A 23,812-nucleotide genomic window follows, 5' to 3' on the forward strand; every position below is an offset into this window, starting at 1 on the left:
GTTGTGTCCCCCCGTCCGCGCCGGGCTGCCCGGCGGGGGGAGGGTCCGTGAAGGTGTCCACCCCGCCGACCCCCCAGGAGGCCCGGGAGCTGTTCTCCCGGGCGTACCGCCCGCAGCCCTGCGGGGTGGAGCGGGTGCCGCTGCTGCGGGCCCGCGGGCGGGTTCTGGCCCAGGAGGTCGTGGCCTCCGGTGACCTGCCCCCGTTTGACCGCGCGTCGGTGGACGGATACGCCGTGCGCGCCGCCGACACGGCCGGGGCGTCGTCGGGGGCCCCCGTGACCCTGGCCGTGGTCGGCGAGGTCCGCGTCGATGAACCCGCGCGCGTCACCGTGGGCGCCGGCCAGGCGGTCCGGATCCCCACCGGGGGGATGCTGCCCGAGGGCGCCGACGCGGTGGTGATGCAGGAGCACACCGTGCGCCAGGACGGCGCGGTGGCGGTGGAGCGGCCGGTGCGGCCCGGGGAGAACGTCGTCCAGCGGGGGTCCGACGTGCGGACCGGAGAGGTCCTCCTGCGCCCCGGCCGCCGGCTGCGGCCCCAGGATCTGGGTCTCCTGGCGGGCCTGGACATTCCGGAGGTCCTGGTCTACCGGCAGCCGGTGGTGGGCGTGATCGTGACCGGCGACGAGCTGGTGGCTCCCGGCCACCCTCTGCGCGGCAGCCAGATCCACGACATGAACACCTACACCCTGTCCGGCCTGATCGAGCAGGTGGGGGCGCTCCCCCGCGCCTACGGGATCGTGGAGGACAACCTCGCCGTGCTGGTCCAGGTGGCCCGACAGGCCCACCGGGAGTGCGACGTCCTGGTGCTCAGCGGCGGCAGCTCGGTGGGCGAGCGGGACCTGGTGGCCGACGCCGTGGCGGCCCTGGGGGCACCCGGCATCGTGGTCCACGGGGTGGCCATCCGCCCCGGCAAGCCCACGATCCTGGCCGTGGCCGCGGGCAAGCCGGTGTTCGGGCTGCCGGGCAACGTGGTCTCGGCCATGGTGACCTTCGACGTCTTCGTGCGGCCGGTCCTGGAGGAGATGATGGGGATGCGCGAGCCGCCCCGCCCCTGGCAGGTGGTGCGGGCGCGCCTGGCGCGGCCGGTGGCGGCCGGGGACCGCGAAGATCACGTGCGGGTCTCCTTGGTGGAGCGGACCGGAACCCTGTGGGCCGTGCCGCTGCCGGGCGGATCGGGCATCATCACGTCCATGGTGCGGGCCGACGGGCTGGTCACGGTGCCGCCGCATGCCGCCCTGGCCGAAGGCAGCGAGGTGGAGGTCAGGCTCTGTGGGTAGGCGGGGCGGGCGCGCGCGCCCGGGCGAGCTGACCCACGTGGACGCCTCCGGGCGGCTGCGCATGGTGGACGTGTCGGACAAGCCCGCGACCCTGCGGGTGGCGGTGGCCCGGGGAGAGGTGCGCATGCGTCCGGCCACCCTGGCGCAGATCCGGGACCACCAGGTGGCCAAGGGGGACGTCCTGGCCGTCGCCCACGTGGCCGGCGTCCTGGCCGCCAAACGCGCCGACCAGCTGATCCCTCTGGCGCACCCGCTGCCCCTGACGGGGGTCGACCTGTCGTTCCGCCTGGACGACCGCGCCAGCGCGGTGCAGATCGAGGCCACGGTGCGGACCCGCGCCCCCACGGGGGTGGAGATGGAAGCGCTGGTGGCGGTGGCGGCGGCGGCGCTGACGATCTACGACATGTGCAAGGCGGTGGACAGGGAGATGACCATCGATCGGATCCGCCTGGTGCGCAAGACCGGAGGCCGCAGCGGAGACTACCGGCGGCCCGGGGAACCGTAGATGACTTCCGACCTGCGGGGCGTGCGGGCTGTGGTGCTCACCCTCAGCGACTCCGTCGCCCGGGGGGAGCATCCCGACACCAGCGGCGAGCTGGCTGTCCGGATCCTCCGGGACCGCGGGGCGGAGGTGGTGGCCCACGACGTGCTGCCCGACGACCGGCCGCAGATCGCCGAGCGCCTGCGGGCATACGCGGACCGCCTGGCGGTGGACCTGGTCCTGACCACGGGCGGCAGCGGCCTGGCCCCCCGCGATGTGACCCCGGAGGCCACGCTGGATGTGGTCGAGCGGGTGGTGCCCGGGATTCCCGAGGCGGCCCGGGTGCGGACGGGACAGGCGACCCCGCTGGCGGTTCTCTCCCGGGGGGTGGCGGGCGTGCGGGGGCGGACGCTGATCGTCAACCTGCCCGGCAGTCCCCGGGGAGTGGAGCAGTGGCTGGAGGTCATCCTGCCCGCCCTGCGCCACGCCGTGGATCTGGTGCGCGGGGAGCCCCTTCCCTGGGGGCGCCCTCACGGCGAGCCGGGCACGCCCCCCGCGGGAGGATCCGGCGATGTCGCGTGACGCCAGGCGCTGTTTTGTCTGCGGGCCCGACAACCCCATGGGCCTGAGGCTGGAGTTCCGGCCCTATCAGGACGGCGTGCAGGCGACGTTCGTGCCCACCGACCTGCACGTGGGCTACGAGGGGCTGGTCCACGGCGGGATTCTCGCCGCCCTGGTGGACGACGCCCTCGCCAACATCTGGTTTGTCCGGGGCCAGCCCGCGGTCACGGGGAAGATCGAGGTGCGCTTCCGCCGCCCGGTGCGGCCCGGCGACCGCCTGGTGGTCACCGCGCGTCCGACCGGATCCCGGGGCGGTCTGCACACCGGGCGGGTGGAGATCACCCGGGACGGCACTCTGGTGGCCGAGGGGGCCGGCGTGGTGGCGGTGCGGCTGCCGTGACGCCGGGACGGCTCCTGTGGGTGGCGGCTGTGGTGGTCACGGGAGCGGTGGTCGTCCGGCACCACCGGGACTACCTGCGCGGCCGGCGTCCCCTGTCCTTCGGGGCCTTCCTGGAAACCGCCGGGTGGATCGTGCTGGCGCTGGTGGCCGTCGCGGGCGCGGCGGGCGGCGCCGCCCATCCCGCCACCCGCACGGTGGAGATCGCCGCCGCGGTGGTGGGCCTGCTGCTGGTGGCCGTGGGCGGTCAGCTGCGCTGACCCGGGAGGAGTCGCGATGGCGACCCAGAGCGCGGAGCGGGTTGTGGCCACCAACCGGAGGGCGCGGTTCGACTATCACATCGAGGACACCCTGGAGGCGGGGCTGGTCCTCACGGGGACCGAGGTGAAGTCCCTGCGGGCGGGCCGGGCCAGCATCCAGGAGGCGTACGCCCGGATCGAGAACGGCGAGGTCTGGCTGTACCACATGCACATCCCTCCCTATGAGGCGGGGAGCATCTTCAACCACGACCCCCTGCGGCGGCGCAAGCTGCTGCTGCACCGGCACGAGATCCGCCGGCTCGCCGGCAAGGTCTCCCAGAAGGGCTACACCCTGATCCCCCTGCGGGTGTACTTCTCCCGGGGGATGGCCAAGGTGGAGCTGGCCCTGGCCCGGGGCAAGCGGCAGTACGACCGTCGGGCCGCCATCGAAGAGCGGGAGGCCGCCCGGCGCATCGCGCGGGCCCTGCGCCGCCGGGGCCCCGCCCCGGGAGGGCGCGCCTAGGACGGGCGGGGCGCGGGCACATCACGGGCAGGAGGGGATCCCGGTGCCTGCCGCCCTGACGGTCGTCCTGGCCGCCCTGACCACCTGCGCGTCCGCCTACCTGGCCCATCTGGTCTCCCTGGCCCACGCCAACGTGCTGGCCGCCGTGCCCGTGGGCGCGGCGCTGGTGGGGTCCGCCTCGGCCCTGGGCGTGGTGGCGGCCATCCGCCTGACCCACAACCACGACACCGCCAGCTTTCGCATCTTTGCCCAGGTGGGAGGGGTGACCGCCTACGCCGGAGCGGTCCTGCTGGACTACCTCGCCTACCGGACGCGCGTGGGGGCGGGGGACGGCTTTGACCTGCTGGCGGTGCTGGACTACCTGCGGTTGCTGGTGTCCCAGGCCGCGGCGGCCATCAGCGCCCAGATGCCCGCCCAGATTCCCCTCCCGGCGCCGGCGGCCCTGTGGCTGGGGATGGTGCGGCTGCTGGTGGAGATCCTGGCGGCGGGAGTCAGCACCGGGTGGACCATTTCGTACCTGACCGGCGTTCCCTTCTGCTGGAAGAACCGCCGCTTCTACGAGCTGCGCCACCTGGTGGAGAGCGCGAACCAGGCAGCGGTGCGCGAGTGGGAGACGGCGATCCACCAGCGCCGTCCGCTGGAAGCCCGGGCGCTGCTGGCGCGGGTCCGCGCCGGGCGGGTGCAGCGGTCCGACCGCACCTGGATGCGCATCGTCATCCACCAGTGCCCCATCTGCCAGGCCGCCCGGGTCCGCATCGAGCGGTGCCGGCGGATCCCCCTGGGCGGGGCGGTGGTGGAGTCGGCCCAGGAGATGGGGTTCGACGCGGCGCGGGGCGCGGCGCTGCTGGCCACCTGACCGGACGGCCGGCACCTCCGTGGTATAATGAAGGCGGATTCGGGGGCGAACGGTCTCGACTGGGATGGCAGAAGCGAGGCTGCGCGCCGAGGGGGTCCGGGACCTCGTTAATCAGCCGGACGGCGCATACACGCCAACACACAGTACGCCTACGCTGCCTAAGTAGCAGCGTACGTCCACCCGGGAGGGCCGGCGGCCCGGGAAGGGCGCCACCAGCCGGCTACTGCGGCGACCGGCCGGCCCGGCCGCCGTCGCGGGAACCCCAGCAGGGCTGGCGTCCGGGCATCCCGCCCGGGGGAGGGCCTGGACGCGAGATGCCAAACCCGGGATACGCGCGTAGACGCCTGGCCCTCGCTCTCCCAGGACGCGGGTTCGATTCCCGCCGCCTCCACCAGATCTGATGCAGGCGAGCCGCGGGTGCCAACCCCCGGCCCGTCTAATTGTGTGCCCAATAGAAAGCGGCAATTGACTTCCTCACGGTGGAGGTGGAACATGCCTCGGGCCATCGCCGCAGGGAGCGTGTCCATTGACTATGTGGACTCAGGCAGTGGTGAGCCGGCCCTTCTGCTGCTGCCCGGCTGGTGCTCCAGCCGGCGCGTATTCGAGCGGCTCTTGCCTCGCGTATCCTCCACGAGGCGGACGGTGTCTCTGGACTGGCGCGCCCACGGAGGCTCGGAGCTGCCCCAGGGCGACTTCGGGTCTGAGGCGTTGGTCGAAGACGCTCTGGCCGTCATCGGGGCGAGCGGCGCACGGCGGGTGGTTCCCGTCGCCCAGGCCCACGCGAGCTGGATCGCCCTCGAGCTGCGGCGACGGCTGGGCGATCGAGTGCCCAAGCTGGTGCTGCTGGACTGGCTCATCCTGGACCCGCCGCCGCCATTCCTGGCGGTGCTGGAGGCGCTTCAGGACCGGGACCGCTGGGAGCAGGCACGGGCGGGTCTCTTCGCCATGTGGCTGGAGCACGTGGACGACCCGGTGGTGACCCGGTTTGTGAAGGAGGACATGGGCTCGTACGGGTACGAATGGTGGGCACGGGCCGGCCGGGAGATCACCCGGGCGTACGCTGAAGCGGGAAGTGGGCTCAGGGCCCTGCGCGCCCTGGACCCGCCGGTACCCACGCTCCACCTGTACGCCCAGCCGCCGCACCCGGAGTTCCTGGCAGCCCAGCGGGCGTTCGCCGTCGAAAACCCCTGGTTCCGTGTGGAGCGTCTGTCCACCAATAGCCACTTCCCCAGCCTCGAGGCGCCGGAGCGCGTCGCCGAGGCCATCGAACGCTTCGTGGGAGACGGCTAGGCGCGGGGCGCCCCACGGGTCAGGGACCGGAAGCACAGGCCATCGACAAGGCTGGCGCAGCGGCGCGGCGGGCACCGAACCCCGTCTCGCGGGATTGCTCTGCGAGGCTGCCGGAGGCCGCACGGGGGAGTGCGGCCGTCCGGCGGGGGCCCTCAGAGCACCGGAAGGGTGCGCCGCGGTGGTCCTGCGGGAAACGCCTCCTCGATGCGCGCGGTCTCCTCGGCGGTCAGGACGAGGTCGCCTGCGCCCGCGTTTTCCCGCACGTGCTCCACGGACGAGGATTTGGGGATGGTGAACAGGGAGGGCCGCCGCACCAGGAACGCCAGGGCCACCTGGCGGGAGGTCGCGCCCCGCGCCCGCGCGATCTCCTCCAGGACCCGCCCGCCGCGGGAGCGGGGGGAGGGGAAGGCGCCGGAGCCGAACGGACTGTAGCCCACCACGGCGATGCCGCGGGCCTCGCACCAGGGCAGCACGGCGTGCTCGATGGCGCGCTCGCCCAGGTGGTAGAGAACCTGGTTGCACGCCACGCGCCCCTCGCCGGCGACCGCCACCGCGCCTTCCAGATCGGGCACGTCGAAGTTGCTGACCCCGTAAAAACGGATCTTGCCCTCCCGCACCAGACGCTCGAACGCCCGCACCGTCTCCTCCAGGGGATGGGTCGAGGGCCAGTGCAGCAGGTACAGGTCCAGCCACTCGGTACGCAGGCGCCGCAGACTGCCCTCACAGGCGCGCAGGACGCCCGGGAAGGTCGCGTGCTCGGGGAGGACCTTGGACGCCAGGAACACCTCGTGGCGGCGGCCGGCAATGGCCTCCCCCACGATCTCCTCCACCCGGCCGGCTCCGTACATCTCCGCGGTGTCGATGTGGGTCATGCCGGCGTCCAGCCCGGCCCGCAGGGCAGCCACCGCCCGACGGCCGTCCCGCTCCATCTGCCAGGTGCCCTGGCCGATGACCGGCACGGGCACTCCCGTCCACCCGAGCGGGCGCCGGATCATGCCTGGTCCCACTGAGCGAGGACGTCCGCGCGAACGCTGGCCAGGTGCTCGCGCATCGCGGCCTCCGCCCTGGCCGGATCGCGGGCGCGGATGGCGGCCGTCACCTTGGCCATTTCGCGAAACGACCGTGTGGCCCGCTCCCGGGTGCGGAGGACGCGCATGCGTGCGGGTTGCAGGTGGGCCCGCACCAGGTCCACCACCGCCGCCAGGCAGGCGTTGCCGGCAGCAGCGGTGATCGCCCGGTGGAGCTCCTCGTGGGCGGCCAGCACCCCGTCCAGATCCCGCCGCTGCAGGGCGGCGCCGTGGGCTCTGATGAGGTCGTTCAGCCGGGCCACGGCGGGGGCCGCCGCCCGTTCGGCCGCCCGCCGGGCCGCCAGGCCTTCCAGCACCTCCTGCAGGTCGAACAGGTCCTCCAGGTCGGAGCGGGTCCGGACGGGGACCTCGAACCCCCGACGTCCGGCGGGGCGCAGAAACCCTTCCAGCTCGAGCCGCCGCAGCGCCTCCCTCACCGGCGTCCGGCTTAGCCGCCACGCGGCGGCCAGCTCGACCTCGTGCAGCCGCGTCCCCGGAGGAATCCTCGCGTCGGCAAGGTGCTGGCGCAGGTGCCGGTAGATCACCTGGCTGACCGGCTCCCGCGGGGGAAGCGGAGCGGCCAGGATGGGAATGGCGGGAGCACGCTCGACCATCGAAAGCCCTCCGTATTCGGAGTACTGAGTACTGTATTCAAAACTCCGCATTCTGAATCCTCCTGGGATCAATAGACCAGTGAACATAGGTTCGCCTGCGGCTATTGCCCGCGGCCGATGTCGCGGGTACGCTGGTGTCGGAAGTGCAGACCTGCGACGGGAGGTGTGCGGTGGCATACATCATCGCTGAACCGTGCATTGGGACCAAGGACCGCTCCTGCGTGGAGGTCTGCCCGGTCGACTGCATCTACGAGTACGTGGACGAGGTGGGCAGCTTCGTCGTTCCCGACCCGTCCACCGGTCCCGGGCCGGACAAGCAGGTGATCCCCAAGGGTGAAGCGGTGCACGTTCCCGCCGAGGGCGTGCCCAAGGAGAAGCTACTGGCCCAGCTGTTCATTCACCCGGAAGAGTGCATCGACTGCGGCGCCTGCGAGTCGGTGTGCCCGGTGACCGCCATCTTCCCCGAAGCCAGCGTGCCCGACCAGTGGAGGGACTACATCACGCTCCAGTACCAGGTCTTCGGGCTGCAGCCCAAGTCCTGACCGGCGGGGCCGCGGACCTTGCACCCTAGCGGAGCCGGATGGTGGTGATGCAGGTGGGGTCGCGGGGGAACGAGGAGAAGGTTCCGGTGCCCCGCCGTCCCTGGTAGGCGAAGGTGATCACGTAGCGCTTGTGGGGCGGGACCCACAGCTCCACGAACCCGTCGTCCCCGGCCCGCACCACGCCGCTGCGGCTCACCGTCCCGTCGGTGGACCGCAGCCAGTAGCGGAACGTCGCACCCGCCAGCTCGCCCTGGCAGGACCCCTTGACGTGGTACGTGCACGGATGGGTGGTGGTCAGATACGGCGCAAGGGCCACGTAGAAGTCACCGGCGGGTGCCGGGACGGCCGCCGCGGCCAGACCCAGCACTGCCGCCAGCACCACAGGCAGGATGCGCGGCATCGCGGTCATCACCCTCCTCGGGCGTATCCTAAGGGCGAGGGGACGCGAGCGCCATCGGGTAGCCGACCGATTCGCCCGCGGCCCCGGGCGCGGACCGGGTTTCCCTGACACGGGCCGGCTGGTATAATAGCGGCGAAGCCGCGCATCACAATCGCATACCGACCCCGCCGGACCAGCCGCGTCCGGCGCGTTTCCAGCTGTCGTTTCGATTGTGGGAGGCCCCTTGCGGGGCGTCGGAAGCGGCAGGTGAGATCCATGGTGGACCGGATCCTGACCGACTCCGATGACCGTCCCTCCCGCCGGGTCCGGGTGGCATTCGTCAGCACCTACCCGCCGCGGGAGTGCGGGATCGCCACGTTCACCCGGGACCTGATCGAGGCGCTGGCCGGCCACAATCCTCCGGTGGAGGCCGTGGTGGCCGCAGTGGATGAGGACGCTGTGGCGCGCCCTTACCCGCCGCGCGTCCGCTGGCGGATTCTCCAGCACGACGTCGACACCTACGTCCGGACGGCCCGGGAGCTCTCGGCGTCGGGAGTCGATGTGGTGAACCTGCAGCACGAATTCGGGATCTTCGGCGGGGAGTGGGGCGCCTACGTGCTGCGGCTGGGGGAACGACCGACCGTCCCCCTGGTGACCACCCTGCACACCGTCCTCCCCGATCCGCCTCCGGTGGCTGAGGCCATCATCCGGGCGCTGTGCGAGCACAGCGCCGCCGTGGTCGTGATGACCCGGTCGGCGGTGGACATCCTGAGGCGGGAGTACGGGGTGGACGACCGGCGCGTGCGCGTCATCCCCCACGGCGTGCCGCCGGTGAGCCGGCAGGATCCGGCGCGCGTCAAGGCCGACCTGGGCCTGTCCGGCCGGCGCGTGCTGTCCACCTTCGGTCTGCTGAATCCCGGCAAGGGCATCGAGGACGTGATCGACGCCCTGGTCCACGTGGTGCCCCGCCATCCCGACGTGCTGTACCTGGTGCTGGGGGAAACCCACCCCATGGTCCGGCGGCAGCAGGGCGAGAGCTACCGGGAGTGGCTGCAGGAGCGGGTGCGGCAGCGGGGCCTGGAGGAGCACGTGCGGTTCGAGAACCGCTACCTGCCCGACCGGGAGCTGATCCGCTACCTGCTGGCCACCGACGTGTACATCACCCCCTATCACAACCCGCGCCAGATCGTCAGCGGCACGCTGTCCTACGCCCTGGGATGCGGGCGGGCCATCATCTCCACCCCCTACCTGTACGCCCGGGATGTGCTGGCCGAGGGGCGGGGCCTGCTGGTGCCATTCCGCGCTCCCCGGGAGATGGCGGCGGCCATCACGCGCCTGCTGGAGGATCCTCACCTGCGGGAACGGCTCCAGCGCGCCGCCTACAGCCTGGGCCGGCAGATGGCGTGGCCCCGGGTGGCGGCGGCCTATGGCGAGCTGTTTGCCGAGGTGGCCGCCGCCCGCGCCGTGGCCTTCTGAGACCGCCATGCTCCCTCCGCTGTCCGTGGCCCACCTGCGCCGGCTCACCGATGAGACGGGGGTCCTGCAGTTTGCCCGCTTCGGGGTGCAGGACCCCGCCAGCGGTTACGCCACCGACGACAACGCCCGCGCCCTGGTGGTGGCCGCGCGCCTGCCTCCCCTGCGGTGGCGGGAGACCCTGGCCCGGACCACCCTGGGCTTCCTGCTGTACGCCCAGCGGCAGGACGGCACGTTCGTCCACCTGATCCGGTACGACCGGCGGCCCGACGGTCGCCCGGGCTCCGAGGACTGCCTGGGCCGGTGCGCGTGGGCCTGCGGTGAGGTGGTGGCGTCCTCCCTTCCCGATTCCCTGCGCCGCACGGCGGAGTTCATCCTGCACCGCGTGTGGCCGCACCTGGACGGTCTGCGGTCCTGCCGCGGCCAAGCCAATGCCATCCTGGGGTTGACCGCCTACTGTCGGGCCACGGGACGGCCCGAGGCGAAGGCCCTGGCCACCGTGCTGGGCGACCGGTTGCTCCGGGCCCTGGACGACCACAGCGGCGGGGAGTGGGTGTGGTTTGAGGACATCCTGACCTACGAGCCCGGCCGCCTGCCCGCGGCCCTGTGGGATGTCTACCGCCTGACGGGCCTGGAGCGGTTCCGGCGGGGCGCGGAGGAGACCACAGGGTTCCTGGAGCGGACCCTTCACCTCCCGGTCGGGGGAGGGGAGCGGGTGCTGGTGCCGGTGGGCAACCGCGGGTGGTATCCCCGCGGAGGCCCCCGGGCGTGGTACGATCAGCAGCCGGTGGATGCGGGGAGCCTGGTGGAACTGTACGTGGTGGCGGCGGAGACCACCGGTGAGACCCGCTATCGCCGACTGGCGGAGGAGGCGTTTGGCTGGTTTGCCGGTCGGAACACCGCCGGCGCGGCCGTCTACGACCCCCGCACGGGAGCCTGCCACGACGGCCTGCATCCCGGCGGGGTCAACCTCAACTGCGGGGCCGAGGCCACCATCACCTTCCTGCTGGCCCGCCTGAGCCTGGGCCGGCTGCTGGGCGTGGACACGGTGCCGCCTCGCCCCCGCCGGCGGGCGGGCTTCCGGCTGCGGCCTCAGCCTGTCCTGCGGTGACGGGCCACCTCGTAGGCCTCGCGGCGCGCGGCCCGGATCAGGCGCGCCGGCACCGAGGGGGCTGTCCGGGCGGCGTCGGCGGCCCACTGCAGCAGAGCCTGGCGGGAGACGCTGGCCACGCCGATGACGCTGTCGGCGGCCCCGTAGTACACGAAGTAGCGGTCCCCGAGCTCCACCGCCCCGCAGGTGAACACCACGTTGGGCACCAGGCCCTCCCGCTCGTAGGGCTCCTCCGGTTCGAGGATCGGGTTGGGAGCTCGCGCCAGGACGTGGCGGGGGTGCTCCAGATCCAGCAGGGCCACCCCCAGACGGTAGACGCGGCTGTCGTCCACCCCGTGGTAGAACAGAAGCCAGCCATAGGGAGTCCACAGAGGCGGTGCCCCCGGGCCGATGCGGTTGCTGTCCCAGCTTCCCGGCCGGACGGTGAGGATGGGCCCCAGGTCCCGCCAGCGGCGCAGATCCAGGGACGTCCCCAGGTGGATGTTGGGGAAGATCCGGTGGAGCAGGTAGTACCGCCCGCGGATGCGGGCCGGGAACAGGGCTCCGTTCTTGTCGTCCCACTGGCGGAAGGCCAGCCCCACGCGGCGGAAAAGCACGAAGTCGCGGGTGGTGGCGATGGCGATCCGCGTCCGCCAGGGGACGCCGTTGTCGTCGAAGGGGGAGGGCCCCCGCCGGCGGACCGGCCGCAGGGCCGGATACAGGGAGGCCGCCGTGTAGCAGATGAAGTACCGCCCGTCGAGAAACGTCACCCGGGGGTCCTCCACACCCAGCCTCTCCCACGGGTTGTTCAGGGCGGGCTCGAAGACCGGACGGGGGCTGCGCTCGACGACCCGCACCCCGTCCTCCAGCACCGCCAGGCCGAAGCGGGAGACCCAGTCGGCCCCCTGGGCCCGGTACAGCAGCACCACCCGGTTCTGGTAGAGGGTGGCTCCACAGTTGAAGACCCAACGGTTTTCCCACCACCGGCTGGTGGGCGCCAGGATGGGGTTGCCGTCAAAGCGCTGCAGGCGCGGCGCGTCCATGGGATGCCGGGATCGGGTGATTCGTCCGCCGGCGGCCGTTTCCTCCGCAGCAGGCATGCCCGGGGTCCATGCGGATCAGACCGGGGGCGGCGCGGCGAAGGCCTCAACGCGACGGCATGCCCGGCGCGTGACGGTCAGGCGACGGGCGGGCTGCCCGGCGGCCGCCGGGGAAGGCGCGCGGCCCCCCCTAGCGGGTGGGGACCAGCTCCCGCTCGGGCGAGGAAGCGGCACCCACCGTGTCCGCGCTCACCGGCTCCATGCGCACGGGAGCGGAGGGGGAGCGGGGATCCCGGCGGCCGCACAGGTCGTACACCGCCACGATCTCCCCGAACTGCGGCTGAAGGGTCACCGTGGCTCCGCACCGCGGACAGCGCCAGACTCCCATGGGTCCCCTCCCTCTGATGAACTTCCACCTCGGCCCGGAGGTCCCTCCATCACCATAACGTACCCGCCGGCGCCCGTGTTCATCCCTCCGGGCGGGGTGGCCGGCACCCTCCGCGGCCGCTATACTGGAGGCCGGCTGTGCCGGTCAATACAAGGGGGAGGATCCGTGAAGGCCGTTCGCATCCACGCCCACGGAGGGCCAGAGGTCCTGCAGTATGAGGAGGTGCCGGTCCCGACCCCGGGCCCGCGGGAGGTCCGGGTGAAGGTCGACGCGGCGGGGCTGAACTTCCTGGACACGTACCATCGGACCGGCCTGTACCAGGTCTCCCTGCCCTTCACCCCGGGATCCGAGGCCGCCGGGGTGGTGGATGCGGTGGGGCCGGGGGTGGACGATCTGCGGCCCGGCGACCGGGTGGCGTGGGCGATGTATCCGGGCGCCTACGCCGAGTACGCCGTGGTCCCGGCCGCCCGCCTGGTGCCCGTGCCCGAGGGCCTGGACGCCCACATCGCCGCGGCCGTCATGGTGCAGGGGATGACCGCACACTACCTGACCCACAGCACGTACCCCCTGCGGGCCGGCCGGACGGTCCTGGTGCACGCCGCCGGGGGAGGGACCGGGCAAATCCTGGTGCAGGTGTGCAAGCGGCTGGGGGCGGTGGTCGTGGGGACCGCCTCCAGCGAGGAGAAGGCCCGCCTGGCCCGGGAGGCGGGAGCCGACCACGTGATCCGCTACGACCAGGAGGACTTCGTGGAGGCCGTGCGCCGGATCACCGGCGGTCGGGGCGTGGACGTGGTGTACGACGGGGTCGGGCGCGCCACCGCCGAGAAGGACCTGGACGTGCTGCAGCCCCGGGGCTACCTGGTGCTGTTCGGCAACGCCAGCGGCGCGCCGCCGGCCATCTCGCCGCTCACGCTGATGGCCAAAGGGTCTCTCTTTGTGACCCGGCCCAGCCTGGGCCACTACACCGCCACCCGTGAGGAACTGCTGGAGCGGGCGCGGGCGGTGTTCGGATGGGTGCAACGGGGGGAGGTGCGTGTCCGCATCGCCCGGACGTACCCCCTGGCCGCCGCTGCCGATGCCCACCGGGCGCTGGAGTCCCGCCAGCTCCCCGGCAAGGCCCTGCTGCTGCCGCCCTGACCCTCAGGGCGCCTCGTCGGTCAGGGGGCGGATCTCCCGGACCCAGTACAGGCGCGCGATCTCCCGCACCCGCCGGCGGGGAACGGCCCGCACCTCCACGGCGTGGTCACGGGTCCCCGACACCCGCCCGAACTTCTGGAAGGTGAGGATGTGAAACCGCTCGGGCGGGAACCGCAGCACCACCAGCAGGTCCACCGCGCCGCGCTCGGAGACGTACCGGTCCAGGTCCGCCGGGATCTTGGGTCCGGCCTGACAGGCGAGCCAGCCCTGCCACGCCGCGGTGAGGACCGCCGCGGCGAGAAGGATCCGGGCCGGACGGGACGACGCGAGCCGGCTCGGGGTCATCCCGCGGAGTCCCGGACCAGCGCCAGGACCCGGGCCACCAGGCTCTTGTAGTCCGGGTCTTCCACCAGGGCCTGCCACCGGCGCGGGCGCGCGAGGGGGACGTCCACCGTCGCGCGCACCCGGGCCGGCCGCGGGGTCAGGACCACGACCCGGTTGGCCAGAAAGACGGCCTCCTCCACGTCGTGGGTGACGAACAGGATGGTGGGCCGCCGCGCCTCCCAGATGCGGGACAGCTCCTCCTGCAGGGTCATGCGGGTCTGGGCGTCCACGCTGGCGAACGGCTCGTCCATGAGCATCAGGTCCGGGTTGTTGGCCAGGACGCGGGCCACGCCCACCCGTTGCTGCATGCCCCCGGACAGCTCGTGGGGGTAGCGGTTCTCGAAGCCCACCAGCCCCACCAGGGCGATGTATTCCCGGGCGATGCGCTCGCGCTCCGCCCGGGGCACGCCGCGCATCTTCAGGCCGAAGGCCACATTCTCCAGCACCGTCTTCCAGGGAAACAGCGCAAAACTCTGGAACACCACGCCCCGGTCCGGCCCCGGGCCCTGGATGCGCCGCCCGTTGAGCAGGATCTCGCCGCGGGTGGGAGGCAGGAACCCCGCCACGATGTTGAGCAGGGTGGTCTTGCCGCAGCCGCTGGGCCCCAGGATGGCCACGAACTCTCCGGGCGGGATCTCCAGCGAGACGTCCTCGATGGCCACCACGTGCTCGCCGGTGTAGGGATTGGAGTAGACCTTGCTGAGGTTGCGGATGATCAGGCCGCCGTCCATCTCCGGTCACCCCGTGGCGCGGACCAGTCCCCAGCGTTCGACGGTGGCCTGCTCCGCCGGGCGCAGCACTCCGGCGTCCACCGCATACCACAGCAGCCCCAGCAGGATCATTCCCAGGATCATCTCCACCACGCTGCCCGATCGGCGCGCGTCGAACATCATGAAGCCGATGCCGCTGGTGCCCACGATGATCTCCGCCGCGATCAGGGCGCGCCATCCGTAGCCCAGGCCGGTGCGCAGCCCCGTGATGATGTTGGGCAAGGCGCCGGGCAGGAGGACCTCCCACAGGATCTGGCTCCGGGAAGCGCCCAGGCACTGGGCGGCGCGGATGACGTCCACGGGCACGGTGCGCACTCCCAGGGCGGTGTTGAAGATGATGGGGAAGACCACGGTGTAGACGATCACGAAGGTCATGGTGGTCAGCGTGAAGCCGAACCAGATGAGCAGGATGGGCAGCCAGGCGATGTCGCCGATGGCCTGGAAGAAGATGATCAGCGGCCAGAAGAACCGGTAGCTGAGGGGGTGCAGGCCGATCAGCACGCCCAGCGGGATGCCCACCAGCGCGCCCACCGCGGTGCCCACGGCCAGGCGGGTGACGCTGTCCTGCAGGTAGGCGGGCAGGATGCCCTTGTAGGTCAGGGCCACCAGGGCGGCCGCCACGTCGCCAGGGCCGGGGAAGAACGCCCGGGGGTAGATCTCCAGCTCCACCACCAGCTGCCAGACGCCCACCAGGAGGACGAAGGGGAGGGCGGCCTGGACCGCCGGCCGCGTCAGGCCCCACCCCACCAGGCGGCGCAGGCGTCCCCTCATGGCGCCCCCCGGGTCAGGCCCCACCGCTCGATGGTGCGGCGCTCCAGGGGCGCCAGCACGGACCGGTCGATGAGCACCCACAGGGCGCCGATCAGGATCATGCCCAGCACGATGACCTCGGTGCGGTAGAAGTCCCGCGCCAGGAAGATCATGTAGCCCAGGCCGGCGTTGGTGGCGATGATCTCGGCGGCGATCAGCCCGCGCCAGGCAAATCCCATGCCCGTCCGGATGCCGGTCACGATGTTGGGCAGCGCCCCCGGCAGGAGCACCTCCACCAGGACATGCCAGGGGCGGGCTCCCAGGCACCGGGCGGCGTCCCGCAGGACCTGGGGAATGCTGCTCACGCCCAGCAGCGTGTTGTACAGCACGATGAAGAACACCGCGTTGAAGATGATGAAGGTGATGGCACCGAAGCCGTAGCCGAACCACAGGGTCGCCAGGGGGATCCAGGCGATGCCCGCCAGGACCGAGAAGAACCGCAGGACCGGCAGCAGCAGGCCCGCCAGGACCCGGCTGGAGCTGATGGCCACCCCCAGCGGGATGCTGGTGGCCACCGCCAGGGTTGTCCCCACCAGGACCCGGCGCAGGCTCTGGGCGATGTGGTCGGCCAGGTCACCGGTGCGCACCTGCTGCACCAGCGCCGCGGCCACGTCGGCGGGGGCGGGGAACACCCGCAGGGGAATCCCGGCCAGGCGCACCGTCAGATGCCACGCCAGGACCAGCGCGGCGAAGGGGGCGGCGAACCACAGCGCCGCCCCCAGCCATCGCCGCGCCGGCGACCCCACGCGCGCCCGGCCCGCATCCGGGCCGGCTCCGGCCTGCCGGGTCATCCTACGGGCACGTTCCCCGGAACACGAACCCCGGCCCCACCTGCGCGTTCCGCGGAATGGGCGGCAGGTCGTCGAACAGCTGCGGGTGGTTGCGCATCACGTTCAGGATGGGCCCGGGCATGAACACCCGGTTCACATCGAATGTCCCCGGGATGAACCCCAGCCGGTGCAGGGTCTGCACGCCATTGTGCAGCGCCAGGTAGTTGTAGCAGGAGATGCGGATGTCGATGGTGGGCAGGTTGTTGCGCACCCCCTGCAGGGCCACCTCGGGCCGCAGCCCCGGCAGCCAGCGCACGGCGATGATGGCGGTCTGCACCGGGTTGGCCCGCATGAACTTGTCCGCCTCCGCCCGGGCGGCCAGGAAGCGCTCGATGGTCTCCTGGTTGCGCTCGGCCCACCCGCGCAGGGCCACGTTGAACCCCATGAAGCCGATGAAGCCTCCGCCCCGCACCACCTCATAGGTGTCGGGAATCTCCCGCAGGGCGATCACCGGCCAGGGATCCCAGGTGGCGAAGGCGTCCACCGCCCCGCCCCGCAGGGCCACCGGCATCTCCTGGGGCGGGGTGTTGACCAGGGTCAGGTCGCGGACGGTGAGCCCGGCCTTCTCCAGGATGCCCAGAATGTACAGGTGGCTGATGGTCCCGAAGGAGACCGCCACCCGCCTGCCGCGCAGATCCTGGATGGTCCGGATGCCGCTGCCCTTGCGGGTGACCAGGGCCATGGTGTTGTCCCCGCCCAGCCGGACCGCCGAACCGGAGTAATTGCCCACGATCACCAGGTCCATACCCCGCAGGACGGCCCCGATCATGGGGACGCCCACCTGCCCCATCTGGATCTCCCCCGCCTGGAGGGCGTTGAGCTGATCCACGCCGGTGGGGTAGGGGGTGGCAATGGTCACATCCAGCCCCCACTTTTCAAACAGGCCCCGGTCCAGGGCCACCGGGACGCCGAGCTGGTCGATGGCCGCCACGATCCCCACCTTCAGGGGAATCAGGGCCGGTCCGGCGCGGCTGGTGGTCACCCCCCATCCCGCCAGGACCAGCACCACGGCGGCCGCCAGGACTGCTGGCTTGCTGCGCATCACCGTGTCCCTCCTTTCGTCCGGGAATCGCCATGCTGCACCATGAACCGTTCCACCTCGGCGCGGGTGGGCAGGGGAGCGACGGCCCCCAGGCCCGCCGCCGTCAGGGCGCCCACCGCCGTGGCCAGGCGCGCGGCCTCCGGCGGCGGGACCCCCCGCAGCCACTCCACCAGGAAGCCGGCGTCGAAGGCGTCGCCTGCCCCCGTGGCGTCCACCACCTCCACCGGCCAGCTGGGCACCGCCCAGCGCTCGCCGCCGGCGGTGATCACCAGGCACCCGGCCGCGCCCCTCTTCAGGATCACCAGGCGCGGTCCGCGGCCGCACAGGTCCTCGGCCACCGCCTCCGCCGGTCGGGTGTCGTCCAGATGGCCGGCGTCCTCCTCGCTGAGAAACACGATGTCTGCCCGGGGAAGGGCTTCCGCCACCAGGGTCCGCAGGTGAGGCACCGGAGCCAGCCGCGGCCGCAGGTTCAGGTCGTAGCTGACCCGGACGCCGGCGCCGCGCGCGATCTCCATGGCGGCGGCCGCCGTGTCCCGGGCGGAGGGCGAGATGGCCTGGGTGATGCCGCTGGTGTGCACGACCCGCGCCCGCCTCAGGTAGTCGCGATCGAGGTCGCCCGGCGTCAGCCGGCTGGCCGCCGACCCCGCGCGGTAGTAGGTGAAGCTGTGGCCGCCCGCGTAGCGGGCGATGAAGTACACGCCGGTGGACGCCTCCCGGTCCACCACCACCCGGGAGGCGTCCACCCCCTCCTGGGCCCACAGGCGCAGGAATGACCGGCCGAAGGCGTCGTCTCCCACCCGCGTGATGTACCCCGCCGACGCGCCGAGTCGGGCGGCCGCGACGACCACATTCGAGGTGTCGCCTCCCCACCCGCGCCGGAAGGTGTACACCTCGTCCAGGGCGCCGAAGTCGACGGCGGCGAACTCGGCCATGGGCTCTCCCAGGGCGACGATGTCCGGCATGGTGCCTCTCCCGCTCGGCCCCAGACCCCCGGAGGCGATCCCGACCGGCCCCGCCCCGGACGGGAGCGACGTCCTAGATCCGGGCGAACTCCTCCACCGCCCGCCGGATGCTGCCCACCTCGCGGATGCGCTGGGCCACGGCCCGCTCGGCCTGCTCGATCTGCTCGGCGGCGGCCAGCACCTCCGCGGCCGCCTCCCGGGGCACGACCACGACGCCGTCGCCGTCCCCCACGACGATGTCCCCGGGGTGGACCGGGACGCCCCCGCACACCACCGGGATGTCGCGGGCGACGGTGGCGTAGCGGCCCACGGTGGTGGAGGGCACCACCGAGCGGGCGAAGACCGCCAGCCCCTCGCGCCGGATCTCCTCGGCGTCGCGCACTCCGCCGTCCAGGACCACTCCGCCCAGTCCCCGGGTGACCGCGGCCACGGTCATCAGCCCGCCCCACAGGGCCACGTCCCGGGCGGCCTCCGGATCGTCGGTGGCGATGACGATGATGGAGCCCGGGGGGGCCTCGTCGATGGCGTCCAGGGCGTGACGGGGAGGGTGGGCCTCCAGGCTGCGGCGCTCCAGCACCGTCACGGCCGGCCCCACGATCCGGACCGGCGCCAGGGGCTTGATCTCCGCGGCCATGAAGCCGCGGCGCCGGATGACCCGGTCCACGGCGTCCGCCACCGAGGCCGTGGTCACGGCCAGCCACCGATCCCTCACAGCCCGATCCAGGGGGTCAATCACGGCAGGCCTCCTTTCTGCGCGCCGGACCATCCCAGGACCCGGGAGATGCGGGCCGCCGTCTCGCGGACCCGGGGCCCCAGCTCCTCGCGGGCCCGGCGCAGGCTGATGGTGCTGACCGAACCGGAAATGCTCACCGCCCCGGCGACCCGACCCCGGTGGTCGAAGATGGGCGCGCCCACGCACCGGATGCCGTCTTCGTTCTCCACGTTGTCCACGGCGAATCCCCGGGCGCGCACCGCCGCCAGTTCCCGCTGCAGGCGCGCCAGGGTGGTGATGGTGCGGGGGGTCCGGCGGGGCAGTCCGCGCTGGGCGACGATCTCCCGGACCGCGCGGGGGTCCGACCAGGCCAGCATGGCCTTGCCCAGGGCAGTGCTGTGGGCGGGCATGATGGCGCCGATGGTGGACGCCATGCGCAGGGGGCGGGGCGGTTCCACCTTGTCGATGTACACCACGTGGCCCTGCTCCAGGACGCCCAGGTGGACGGTCTCGCCCACCTGCCGGCACAGGTCCATCAGGTAGGGGCGGCCCGCCGCCCGCAGTTCCAGCTGGGCCAGGCGCTGGCCGGCCAGCCACAGCACCCGGTGCCCCACGGCCACGGTTCCGTCCTGGATCACCACCGCGCCGTGGCGGGCGAGGGCGTCTACCAGGCGGTAGACGGTCGGTCGGGGCAGGCCCGTCCGGCGGGCCAGGTCCCGGACCGTGAGGGGCTGCCCGGCCTCGCCGAGGGACGCGAGAAGGGCCCACGCCCGATCGATGCTCTTGACGCCGGTCCCCGTCGGTGTGTCCACGATGCGGACTTTCTGTCCCCAACGTAAGACAGGCAGCAACCCCCAGTATAGCGGAAGGCCCCCGCCGCCGCCAGAGGCGTCCCCGCGGGCGCCGGCCGGGTCTAGCGGGCCGTCCCGCGGGCAGGGGAACCTCAGGAGGATTGAGCGTGGCTGTGCTCTCCTCGCGTCCGCCCGATCGGAGCTCCGGGCCCGGCATCCTCGCCCGGTTGAGGAGCGGGCTCGGGCACACTCCGGCCGATCTCTGGGTGGGGGCGGCGGAAGACCCCCCGCTGGCCCAGCGGGCTGTGGCGCGCCTGACGCCCGGCGTGACCGCGGGGGTGGTGCTGACTGTCCTGGTGGCCCGCGCCCTGGGCATGCCGGCGCCTGCGTCGCTGGTGGTAGGGCTGGGGGCCGCTCTGGTGGCGGCGGCCTGGGTCGAGCGGGCCGCCCTGGACCACGGGATCCTGCCCCGGTGGCTCCCCGTGGCCCACGTGGTCACCGCCGTCGTCCTCGTCACCATCGGCGTCCAGGGCACCGGCGGCGTGCGGGGGCCCTTCGTGTGGGCCTACAGCGTGGCGGCGGCCGTGGAGGCCATGCTGCGGGGATTGAGGTGGGGGATGGCGGTGGCCACCCTGTGCAGCGCGTTCCTGGTCGCGGGCGCCGCCCTCGGGCAGGCCGGGTGGTTCGCGTCGGTGCGGGTGACGGCCGACGCGCCCGTGGGGGCCTACCTGGTCAGCTACATCGGGCTGTTCTACACGATCGTGCTGGTGGCCGCCGCCCTGCGGGTGCAGGTCCTGGAGATCGCCCGCCTGGCGCGGACCGACAGCCTCACCGGCCTGGGGAACCTCCGGGCCCTGCGCCAGGTCCTGGAACGGGAACAGGCGGCCGCGCCTGAGGCGCCCCTCAGCCTGCTGATGGTGGAACTGGACGGGTTCAAGGCCGTCAACGACCGCTGCGGGCCTGCTGGGTGCCGCCGATCGCGCCATGTATCAGGCCAAGGCCGCTGGCGGCGACCGCGTGGTCCCGACACCGGTGTGACGCCTGCGCCGGGCCGGCGCGCTTGACGGGGACCCGCCCGCGTGGTACTGTGCCCCCTGCCGGCGTGTTGCGAATCATTCTCATGTAGCCGCAACGGAGGGCCCGGATCCAGACCCATGGCTGCGGCGCGGATACCGGTCGAGTGCGCGGCATCGTTGGCCCGGCTGCGGGCGATGGGACGGCGGCTGACCCGCCAGCGGGAGGCGGTGGTGCGGGCCCTGGCTGGCCTGGGATGCGCCGCCGATGCCGCCGCCGTCCACCGGCGCGCCCGCCGGTATCATCCCCGGCTGGCCCTGGCCACGGTGTACCGGACGCTGCAGGCGTTGGCGGGGGCGGGCGTGGCGCGGGTGGTGCACATCGGGGACGGGCGGACCCGCTACGAGCTGGCCGGTCACCACCACCACCTCATATGCATCCTCTGCGGCAGGGTCGAGCGGCTGGACGCCTGCCCGGTGCGGCGGGCGCACCGCCTGGCCGCCGGGCGGGGGTTTGTGGTGCAGGAGCACCGCCTGGACCTGTTCGGCCGGTGCGCCCGCTGCCTGCGCCCGGCGCGGTGAGGCGGGTGGCCGCCGGGGTTCTGCTGGCGGGGGCGCTGGCGGGGTGCGCGCGGCCCCAGGCGGCGCCGGGCCGGGTGGTCGTGGTCGCGTCCTCGTACCCCCTGTACGAGTTCGCCCGGCAGATCGCCGCGGACCGGGCGGAGGTCCTGGTGCTGGTGCCCCCCGGGGTCGCGCCGCACGACTACGAGCCCACGCCCCGGGACGTGGTCCGCCTGCGCAGCGCGAAGGTGGTCATCGTCAACGGGCGCGGCCTGGAGCCCTGGGCCGACAGGCTGCTGGCGGACCTGCCGGCGGTGCGGGTGGTGGCCGCGGAAGCGGCGGCTCCGGTGCTGACAGGCGCGGGGCTGGAGGCAGACCCGCACCTGTGGCTGGATCCGGTGGCCGCCGAGGCCGTGGCGGCGGCCGTGGCGGCGGCCCTGGCGCGCGCCGACCCGGCGGGAGAACCGGTCTACCGCCAGGCCGAGGCCCGGCTGCGGCAGGAGCTGCGGTCCCTCCACCGGGCCTATCGGGACGGGCTGGCGTCCTGCCGGCACAGGGAATTCCTTGCCGCCCACGCAGCGTTCGGATATCTGGCCGCCCGCTACGGGCTGGTGCAGATCGCCATCAGCGGGCCGACGGCGGAGGCCGAGCCCAGCCCCGCCCGAATGGCCTCCCTGGCGGCTCTGGCCCGCGCCCGGGGCCTCCGGGTGATCTTCGCCGACCCGCGGCGCAGCCGGAAGGCCGCGGACGTCCTGGCCCGGGAGGTGGGGGCCCGGGTGCTGCCGCTGTCGGATCTGGAGACGGTGAGCGAGGCAGACCTGCGGCGGGGACGGTCGTACGTCGCCGCGATGTACGAGAACCTGCGATCTCTTCGGGAGGGGTTGGGGTGCCGCTAGGGCGCCCCGCGGAGCGCGCGGCCATGGAGCATCCCGTCGGTCCACCTTCCAGACGGCCCGCCGGGTCCCCCGTGGCCGAACTGGAGCACGTCTGCGTGGATGCCGGCGGGGAGCGGATCCTGGACGAAGTCTCCCTGCGTATCGAGCGGGGAGATTTCGTGGGCATCATCGGACCCAACGGGGCGGGCAAGACGACGCTGTTGCGGGTCCTGGTGGGGCTGGTGCGCCCGACCTGCGGGCACGTGAGGTTGTTCGGCACCGACCTGGCGGCATTCCGTCAGTGGCATCGGGTCGGGTACGTGCCCCAGCAGCCCGCGGCCGTGGACACCCGGTTTCCGGCCACCGTGCTGGAGGTGGTGCTGAGCGGGCGCACGGGGGTGCGGGGCCTGGGCCGCCCCTGGACGCCCGCCGACAGGGCGGCGGCCCTCCACGCCCTGGAGGTGGTGGGCGTCGACGACCTGCGGGACCGGCCCATCGGGCGGCTGTCGGCCGGACAGCTGCAGAGGGTCCTGATCGCCCGCGCTCTGGCCAGCCGGCCCGAGCTGCTCCTGCTGGATGAGCCCACGGTGGGGGTGGACCTGGACGCCCAGGACCAGTTCTACGCCCTGCTGCGACGGTTGAACCGGGAGATGGGCACCACCCTGGTCCTGGTCTCCCACGACGTGAGCGTGGTGGCCGCGGAGGTCACCCACCTGGCCTGTCTCAACCGCCGCCTGGTGTTCCACGGATCACCCCGCGACGCCATGGCATCGGGGGCCCTGGCCGCCCTGTATCGCGCCGACAGCCTGGTAGTGGCCCACCGGCACTGAGTCAGGAGAAGACGTCCGTGGTGCCCGAGATCCTCCAGTACGACTTCATGCGGCGGGCGCTGCTGGCCGGCCTGATGATCGGGACCGTCGGGCCGATCATCGGCGTGTTCCTGGTCCTGCGCCGCCTCAGCCTGATTGCCGACACCCTGGCCCACGTGGCGCTGGCCGGGGTGGCCCTGGGGCTGGTGACCGGGGCGCCCCCCGGCGCGGCGGCCCTGGCCGTCTCGGTGGTGGGGGCGGTGGGGGTGGAACGCCTCCGGGCATCGGGTCGGCTGTACGGGGAAGCGGCCCTGGCCCTGTACCTGTCCGGAGGCCTGGCGGTGGCGGTCGTCCTGCTGGGGCTGGGCCGGGGTCTGACGGTGGACCTCTTCGCCTACCTGTTCGGGTCCATCACCGCCGTGCAGCCGGCCGACCTGTGGGCCATTCTGGTCCTGGGGATTCTGGTCCTGGGGGCGGTGGCCGGGCTGTACAAGGATCTGTTCGCCGTGACGTTCGACGAGGAGAGCGCCCGGGTGCAGGGCGTGCCGGTGGACGCCCTGAACCTGCTGCTGACAGTGCTGGTGGCCGTGACGGTCGTGGTGGCGATGCGCGTGGTGGGGGTCCTGCTGACCAGCGCGCTGGTGGTCATCCCCGCCGTGACCGCCCTGCGTCTGGCCCGGGCCTTCCGGGCTGCGCTGCTGCTGGCGGTCGCCGTGGCGCTGGCGGCCGTGGTGGGCGGGATGGCCGCCGCGTTTTACCTGGATCTGCCCGCCGGGGGAGCCATCGTCCTGGCGGCGCTGGCGTTGTTCGCCGTCACTTCGGCGTGGAAGCGTTGAAGGGTCAGGGCGTTGGCACGTCGGAGCGTTGGAACCGCTGGAACGTCGGACGGTGAGCCCGCC

General features: G+C 73.0%; 30 protein-coding genes and 1 other RNA gene. 18 read left to right on the top strand and 13 right to left on the bottom strand.

Annotated elements, in window-relative coordinates; genetic code table 11:
• Nucleotides 1-47: 47 nt before the first annotated feature.
• The 9 genes from RB150_07925 (at nucleotide 48) to RB150_07965 (ending at nucleotide 5,624) form a co-directional block, all read left to right on the top strand.
• On the top strand, nucleotides 48-1,277 hold the full coding sequence (locus tag RB150_07925) for a molybdopterin molybdotransferase MoeA (GenBank protein ID MDQ7820462.1): 1,230 nt from the start codon (nucleotides 48-50) through the stop codon (nucleotides 1,275-1,277).
• Entirely contained in the window at nucleotides 1,270-1,782 is a 513-nt protein-coding gene (moaC, locus tag RB150_07930; protein ID MDQ7820463.1) for a cyclic pyranopterin monophosphate synthase MoaC, read from the top strand. The genes RB150_07925 and moaC overlap by 8 nt, the downstream gene beginning before the upstream one ends.
• Nucleotides 1,783-2,340 (top strand): MogA/MoaB family molybdenum cofactor biosynthesis protein, encoded by a 558-nt coding sequence (locus RB150_07935; protein MDQ7820464.1) that lies wholly within the window; start codon nucleotides 1,783-1,785, stop codon nucleotides 2,338-2,340.
• Complete coding sequence (locus RB150_07940) at nucleotides 2,330-2,719, top strand: PaaI family thioesterase (protein ID MDQ7820465.1); 390 nt, start codon at nucleotides 2,330-2,332, stop codon at nucleotides 2,717-2,719. Before RB150_07935 ends, RB150_07940 begins: the two co-directional genes overlap by 11 nt.
• Nucleotides 2,716-2,976: a hypothetical protein gene (locus RB150_07945; protein ID MDQ7820466.1), complete on the top strand. Its 261-nt coding sequence runs from the start codon at nucleotides 2,716-2,718 to the stop codon at nucleotides 2,974-2,976. The genes RB150_07940 and RB150_07945 overlap by 4 nt, the downstream gene beginning before the upstream one ends.
• Before the next feature lie 16 nt (nucleotides 2,977-2,992).
• Nucleotides 2,993-3,478 (top strand): SsrA-binding protein SmpB, encoded by a 486-nt coding sequence (gene smpB / locus RB150_07950; protein MDQ7820467.1) that lies wholly within the window; start codon nucleotides 2,993-2,995, stop codon nucleotides 3,476-3,478.
• Between the two features lie 43 nt (nucleotides 3,479-3,521).
• Nucleotides 3,522-4,334: a hypothetical protein gene (locus tag RB150_07955; protein MDQ7820468.1), complete on the top strand. Its 813-nt coding sequence runs from the start codon at nucleotides 3,522-3,524 to the stop codon at nucleotides 4,332-4,334.
• A 41-nt stretch (nucleotides 4,335-4,375) separates the two neighbouring features.
• Nucleotides 4,376-4,728: a transfer-messenger RNA gene (gene ssrA / locus RB150_07960) on the top strand.
• A gap of 98 nt (nucleotides 4,729-4,826) precedes the next feature.
• Nucleotides 4,827-5,624 carry an alpha/beta hydrolase gene (locus tag RB150_07965; protein MDQ7820469.1) on the top strand — a complete coding sequence of 266 codons (798 nt, stop codon included), beginning with the start codon at nucleotides 4,827-4,829 and terminating at the stop codon, nucleotides 5,622-5,624.
• A 152-nt stretch (nucleotides 5,625-5,776) separates the two neighbouring features.
• On the opposite strand, the gene RB150_07970 is transcribed toward RB150_07965, so the two are convergent.
• Nucleotides 5,777-6,619: an aldo/keto reductase gene (locus tag RB150_07970; GenBank protein ID MDQ7820470.1), complete on the bottom strand. Its 843-nt coding sequence runs from the start codon at nucleotides 6,617-6,619 to the stop codon at nucleotides 5,777-5,779.
• A complete protein-coding gene (locus RB150_07975) occupies nucleotides 6,616-7,305 on the bottom strand; it encodes a GntR family transcriptional regulator (protein MDQ7820471.1) in 690 nt (229 codons plus the stop codon). Before RB150_07975 ends, RB150_07970 begins: the two co-directional genes overlap by 4 nt.
• 170 nt (nucleotides 7,306-7,475) lie before the next feature.
• Between RB150_07975 and RB150_07980 the strand changes: the two genes are divergently transcribed.
• Nucleotides 7,476-7,847, top strand: a complete 372-nt coding sequence (locus RB150_07980) for a ferredoxin family protein (GenBank protein ID MDQ7820472.1) — start codon at nucleotides 7,476-7,478, stop codon at nucleotides 7,845-7,847.
• Nucleotides 7,848-7,872: 25 nt separating this feature from the next.
• Here RB150_07980 and RB150_07985 read toward each other — a convergent pair whose 3' ends face one another.
• Nucleotides 7,873-8,256 carry a CueP family metal-binding protein gene (locus tag RB150_07985; protein MDQ7820473.1) on the bottom strand — a complete coding sequence of 128 codons (384 nt, stop codon included), beginning with the start codon at nucleotides 8,254-8,256 and terminating at the stop codon, nucleotides 7,873-7,875.
• Between the two features lie 246 nt (nucleotides 8,257-8,502).
• Between RB150_07985 and RB150_07990 the strand changes: the two genes are divergently transcribed.
• Nucleotides 8,503-9,702, top strand: a complete 1,200-nt coding sequence (locus tag RB150_07990) for a glycosyltransferase family 4 protein (GenBank protein MDQ7820474.1) — start codon at nucleotides 8,503-8,505, stop codon at nucleotides 9,700-9,702.
• Between the two features lie 7 nt (nucleotides 9,703-9,709).
• On the top strand, nucleotides 9,710-10,810 hold the full coding sequence (locus tag RB150_07995; GenBank protein ID MDQ7820475.1) for a hypothetical protein: 1,101 nt from the start codon (nucleotides 9,710-9,712) through the stop codon (nucleotides 10,808-10,810).
• Here the strand turns inward: RB150_07995 and RB150_08000 are convergent.
• On the bottom strand, nucleotides 10,792-11,832 hold the full coding sequence (locus RB150_08000) for a glycosidase (GenBank protein MDQ7820476.1): 1,041 nt from the start codon (nucleotides 11,830-11,832) through the stop codon (nucleotides 10,792-10,794). The two genes, RB150_07995 and RB150_08000, sit on opposite strands and share 19 nt — an antisense overlap.
• A 187-nt stretch (nucleotides 11,833-12,019) precedes the next feature.
• The gene (locus RB150_08005) at nucleotides 12,020-12,217 is read right to left on the bottom strand and encodes a hypothetical protein (protein MDQ7820477.1); all 198 of its coding nucleotides are present in this window, start codon (nucleotides 12,215-12,217) and stop codon (nucleotides 12,020-12,022) included.
• A gap of 165 nt (nucleotides 12,218-12,382) precedes the next feature.
• On the opposite strand from RB150_08005, the gene RB150_08010 reads away from it, so the two are divergent.
• Nucleotides 12,383-13,354 (top strand): quinone oxidoreductase, encoded by a 972-nt coding sequence (locus RB150_08010; GenBank protein MDQ7820478.1) that lies wholly within the window; start codon nucleotides 12,383-12,385, stop codon nucleotides 13,352-13,354.
• A 3-nt stretch (nucleotides 13,355-13,357) separates the two neighbouring features.
• On the opposite strand, the gene RB150_08015 is transcribed toward RB150_08010, so the two are convergent.
• The 8 genes from RB150_08015 to RB150_08050 form a co-directional block, all read right to left on the bottom strand.
• Nucleotides 13,358-13,699 (bottom strand): hypothetical protein, encoded by a 342-nt coding sequence (locus RB150_08015; GenBank protein ID MDQ7820479.1) that lies wholly within the window; start codon nucleotides 13,697-13,699, stop codon nucleotides 13,358-13,360.
• The gene (locus RB150_08020) at nucleotides 13,696-14,469 is read right to left on the bottom strand and encodes an ABC transporter ATP-binding protein (GenBank protein ID MDQ7820480.1); all 774 of its coding nucleotides are present in this window, start codon (nucleotides 14,467-14,469) and stop codon (nucleotides 13,696-13,698) included. The genes RB150_08015 and RB150_08020 overlap by 4 nt, the downstream gene beginning before the upstream one ends.
• 6 nt (nucleotides 14,470-14,475) lie before the next feature.
• The gene (locus RB150_08025; protein ID MDQ7820481.1) at nucleotides 14,476-15,279 is read right to left on the bottom strand and encodes an ABC transporter permease; all 804 of its coding nucleotides are present in this window, start codon (nucleotides 15,277-15,279) and stop codon (nucleotides 14,476-14,478) included.
• On the bottom strand, nucleotides 15,276-16,109 hold the full coding sequence (locus RB150_08030) for an ABC transporter permease (GenBank protein MDQ7820482.1): 834 nt from the start codon (nucleotides 16,107-16,109) through the stop codon (nucleotides 15,276-15,278). The genes RB150_08025 and RB150_08030 overlap by 4 nt, the downstream gene beginning before the upstream one ends.
• A gap of 1 nt (nucleotide 16,110) precedes the next feature.
• Nucleotides 16,111-17,190, bottom strand: a complete 1,080-nt coding sequence (locus tag RB150_08035; protein ID MDQ7820483.1) for an ABC transporter substrate-binding protein — start codon at nucleotides 17,188-17,190, stop codon at nucleotides 16,111-16,113.
• The gene (locus RB150_08040) at nucleotides 17,190-18,152 is read right to left on the bottom strand and encodes a sugar kinase (GenBank protein ID MDQ7820484.1); all 963 of its coding nucleotides are present in this window, start codon (nucleotides 18,150-18,152) and stop codon (nucleotides 17,190-17,192) included. The genes RB150_08035 and RB150_08040 overlap by 1 nt, the downstream gene beginning before the upstream one ends.
• Before the next feature lie 73 nt (nucleotides 18,153-18,225).
• Nucleotides 18,226-18,888 (bottom strand): RraA family protein, encoded by a 663-nt coding sequence (locus tag RB150_08045; GenBank protein ID MDQ7820485.1) that lies wholly within the window; start codon nucleotides 18,886-18,888, stop codon nucleotides 18,226-18,228.
• Nucleotides 18,885-19,676: an IclR family transcriptional regulator gene (locus RB150_08050; GenBank protein MDQ7820486.1), complete on the bottom strand. Its 792-nt coding sequence runs from the start codon at nucleotides 19,674-19,676 to the stop codon at nucleotides 18,885-18,887. The genes RB150_08045 and RB150_08050 overlap by 4 nt, the downstream gene beginning before the upstream one ends.
• 146 nt (nucleotides 19,677-19,822) lie before the next feature.
• Between RB150_08050 and RB150_08055 the strand changes: the two genes are divergently transcribed.
• The 5 genes from RB150_08055 to RB150_08075 all read left to right on the top strand — a co-directional run bounded on the left by RB150_08055 (nucleotide 19,823) and on the right by RB150_08075 (nucleotide 23,749).
• Nucleotides 19,823-20,719, top strand: a complete 897-nt coding sequence (locus RB150_08055) for a GGDEF domain-containing protein (protein ID MDQ7820487.1) — start codon at nucleotides 19,823-19,825, stop codon at nucleotides 20,717-20,719.
• Nucleotides 20,720-20,809: 90 nt separating this feature from the next.
• Nucleotides 20,810-21,250, top strand: coding sequence for a Fur family transcriptional regulator (locus RB150_08060; GenBank protein MDQ7820488.1), 441 nt, complete (start codon nucleotides 20,810-20,812; stop codon nucleotides 21,248-21,250).
• A 5-nt stretch (nucleotides 21,251-21,255) separates the two neighbouring features.
• Nucleotides 21,256-22,125 carry a zinc ABC transporter substrate-binding protein gene (locus RB150_08065; protein ID MDQ7820489.1) on the top strand — a complete coding sequence of 290 codons (870 nt, stop codon included), beginning with the start codon at nucleotides 21,256-21,258 and terminating at the stop codon, nucleotides 22,123-22,125.
• Between the two features lie 23 nt (nucleotides 22,126-22,148).
• Nucleotides 22,149-22,934, top strand: a complete 786-nt coding sequence (locus RB150_08070) for a metal ABC transporter ATP-binding protein (protein ID MDQ7820490.1) — start codon at nucleotides 22,149-22,151, stop codon at nucleotides 22,932-22,934.
• Nucleotides 22,935-22,951: 17 nt separating this feature from the next.
• Complete coding sequence (locus RB150_08075; GenBank protein MDQ7820491.1) at nucleotides 22,952-23,749, top strand: metal ABC transporter permease; 798 nt, start codon at nucleotides 22,952-22,954, stop codon at nucleotides 23,747-23,749.
• Nucleotides 23,750-23,812 lie beyond the last annotated feature (63 nt).

Source organism: Armatimonadota bacterium, assembly GCA_031081675.1.
GTDB classification, from domain to species: Bacteria; Sysuimicrobiota; Sysuimicrobiia; order Sysuimicrobiales; family Kaftiobacteriaceae; genus Calidihabitans; species Calidihabitans tengchongensis.

Excerpts from the sequence above, each read along its gene's own strand:
- RB150_07935 (MDQ7820464.1), top strand. The coding sequence starts at position 1,783 with ATGACTTCCGACCTGCGGGGCGTGCGGGCTGTGGTGCTCACCCTCAGC.
- RB150_07940 (MDQ7820465.1), top strand. The coding sequence starts at position 2,330 with ATGTCGCGTGACGCCAGGCGCTGTTTTGTCTGCGGGCCCGACAACCCC.
- smpB (MDQ7820467.1), top strand. The coding sequence starts at position 2,993 with ATGGCGACCCAGAGCGCGGAGCGGGTTGTGGCCACCAACCGGAGGGCG.
- RB150_07965 (MDQ7820469.1), top strand. The coding sequence starts at position 4,827 with ATGCCTCGGGCCATCGCCGCAGGGAGCGTGTCCATTGACTATGTGGAC.
- RB150_07970 (MDQ7820470.1), bottom strand. The coding sequence starts at position 6,619 with ATGATCCGGCGCCCGCTCGGGTGGACGGGAGTGCCCGTGCCGGTCATC.
- RB150_07975 (MDQ7820471.1), bottom strand. The coding sequence starts at position 7,305 with ATGGTCGAGCGTGCTCCCGCCATTCCCATCCTGGCCGCTCCGCTTCCC.
- RB150_07985 (MDQ7820473.1), bottom strand. The coding sequence starts at position 8,256 with ATGACCGCGATGCCGCGCATCCTGCCTGTGGTGCTGGCGGCAGTGCTG.
- RB150_07990 (MDQ7820474.1), top strand. The coding sequence starts at position 8,503 with ATGGTGGACCGGATCCTGACCGACTCCGATGACCGTCCCTCCCGCCGG.
- RB150_07995 (MDQ7820475.1), top strand. The coding sequence starts at position 9,710 with ATGCTCCCTCCGCTGTCCGTGGCCCACCTGCGCCGGCTCACCGATGAG.
- RB150_08000 (MDQ7820476.1), bottom strand. The coding sequence starts at position 11,832 with ATGGACGCGCCGCGCCTGCAGCGCTTTGACGGCAACCCCATCCTGGCG.
- RB150_08005 (MDQ7820477.1), bottom strand. The coding sequence starts at position 12,217 with ATGGGAGTCTGGCGCTGTCCGCGGTGCGGAGCCACGGTGACCCTTCAG.
- RB150_08015 (MDQ7820479.1), bottom strand. The coding sequence starts at position 13,699 with ATGACCCCGAGCCGGCTCGCGTCGTCCCGTCCGGCCCGGATCCTTCTC.
- RB150_08020 (MDQ7820480.1), bottom strand. The coding sequence starts at position 14,469 with ATGGACGGCGGCCTGATCATCCGCAACCTCAGCAAGGTCTACTCCAAT.
- RB150_08025 (MDQ7820481.1), bottom strand. The coding sequence starts at position 15,279 with ATGAGGGGACGCCTGCGCCGCCTGGTGGGGTGGGGCCTGACGCGGCCG.
- RB150_08030 (MDQ7820482.1), bottom strand. The coding sequence starts at position 16,109 with ATGACCCGGCAGGCCGGAGCCGGCCCGGATGCGGGCCGGGCGCGCGTG.
- RB150_08035 (MDQ7820483.1), bottom strand. The coding sequence starts at position 17,190 with ATGCGCAGCAAGCCAGCAGTCCTGGCGGCCGCCGTGGTGCTGGTCCTG.
- RB150_08040 (MDQ7820484.1), bottom strand. The coding sequence starts at position 18,152 with ATGCCGGACATCGTCGCCCTGGGAGAGCCCATGGCCGAGTTCGCCGCC.
- RB150_08060 (MDQ7820488.1), top strand. The coding sequence starts at position 20,810 with ATGGCTGCGGCGCGGATACCGGTCGAGTGCGCGGCATCGTTGGCCCGG.
- RB150_08070 (MDQ7820490.1), top strand. The coding sequence starts at position 22,149 with ATGGAGCATCCCGTCGGTCCACCTTCCAGACGGCCCGCCGGGTCCCCC.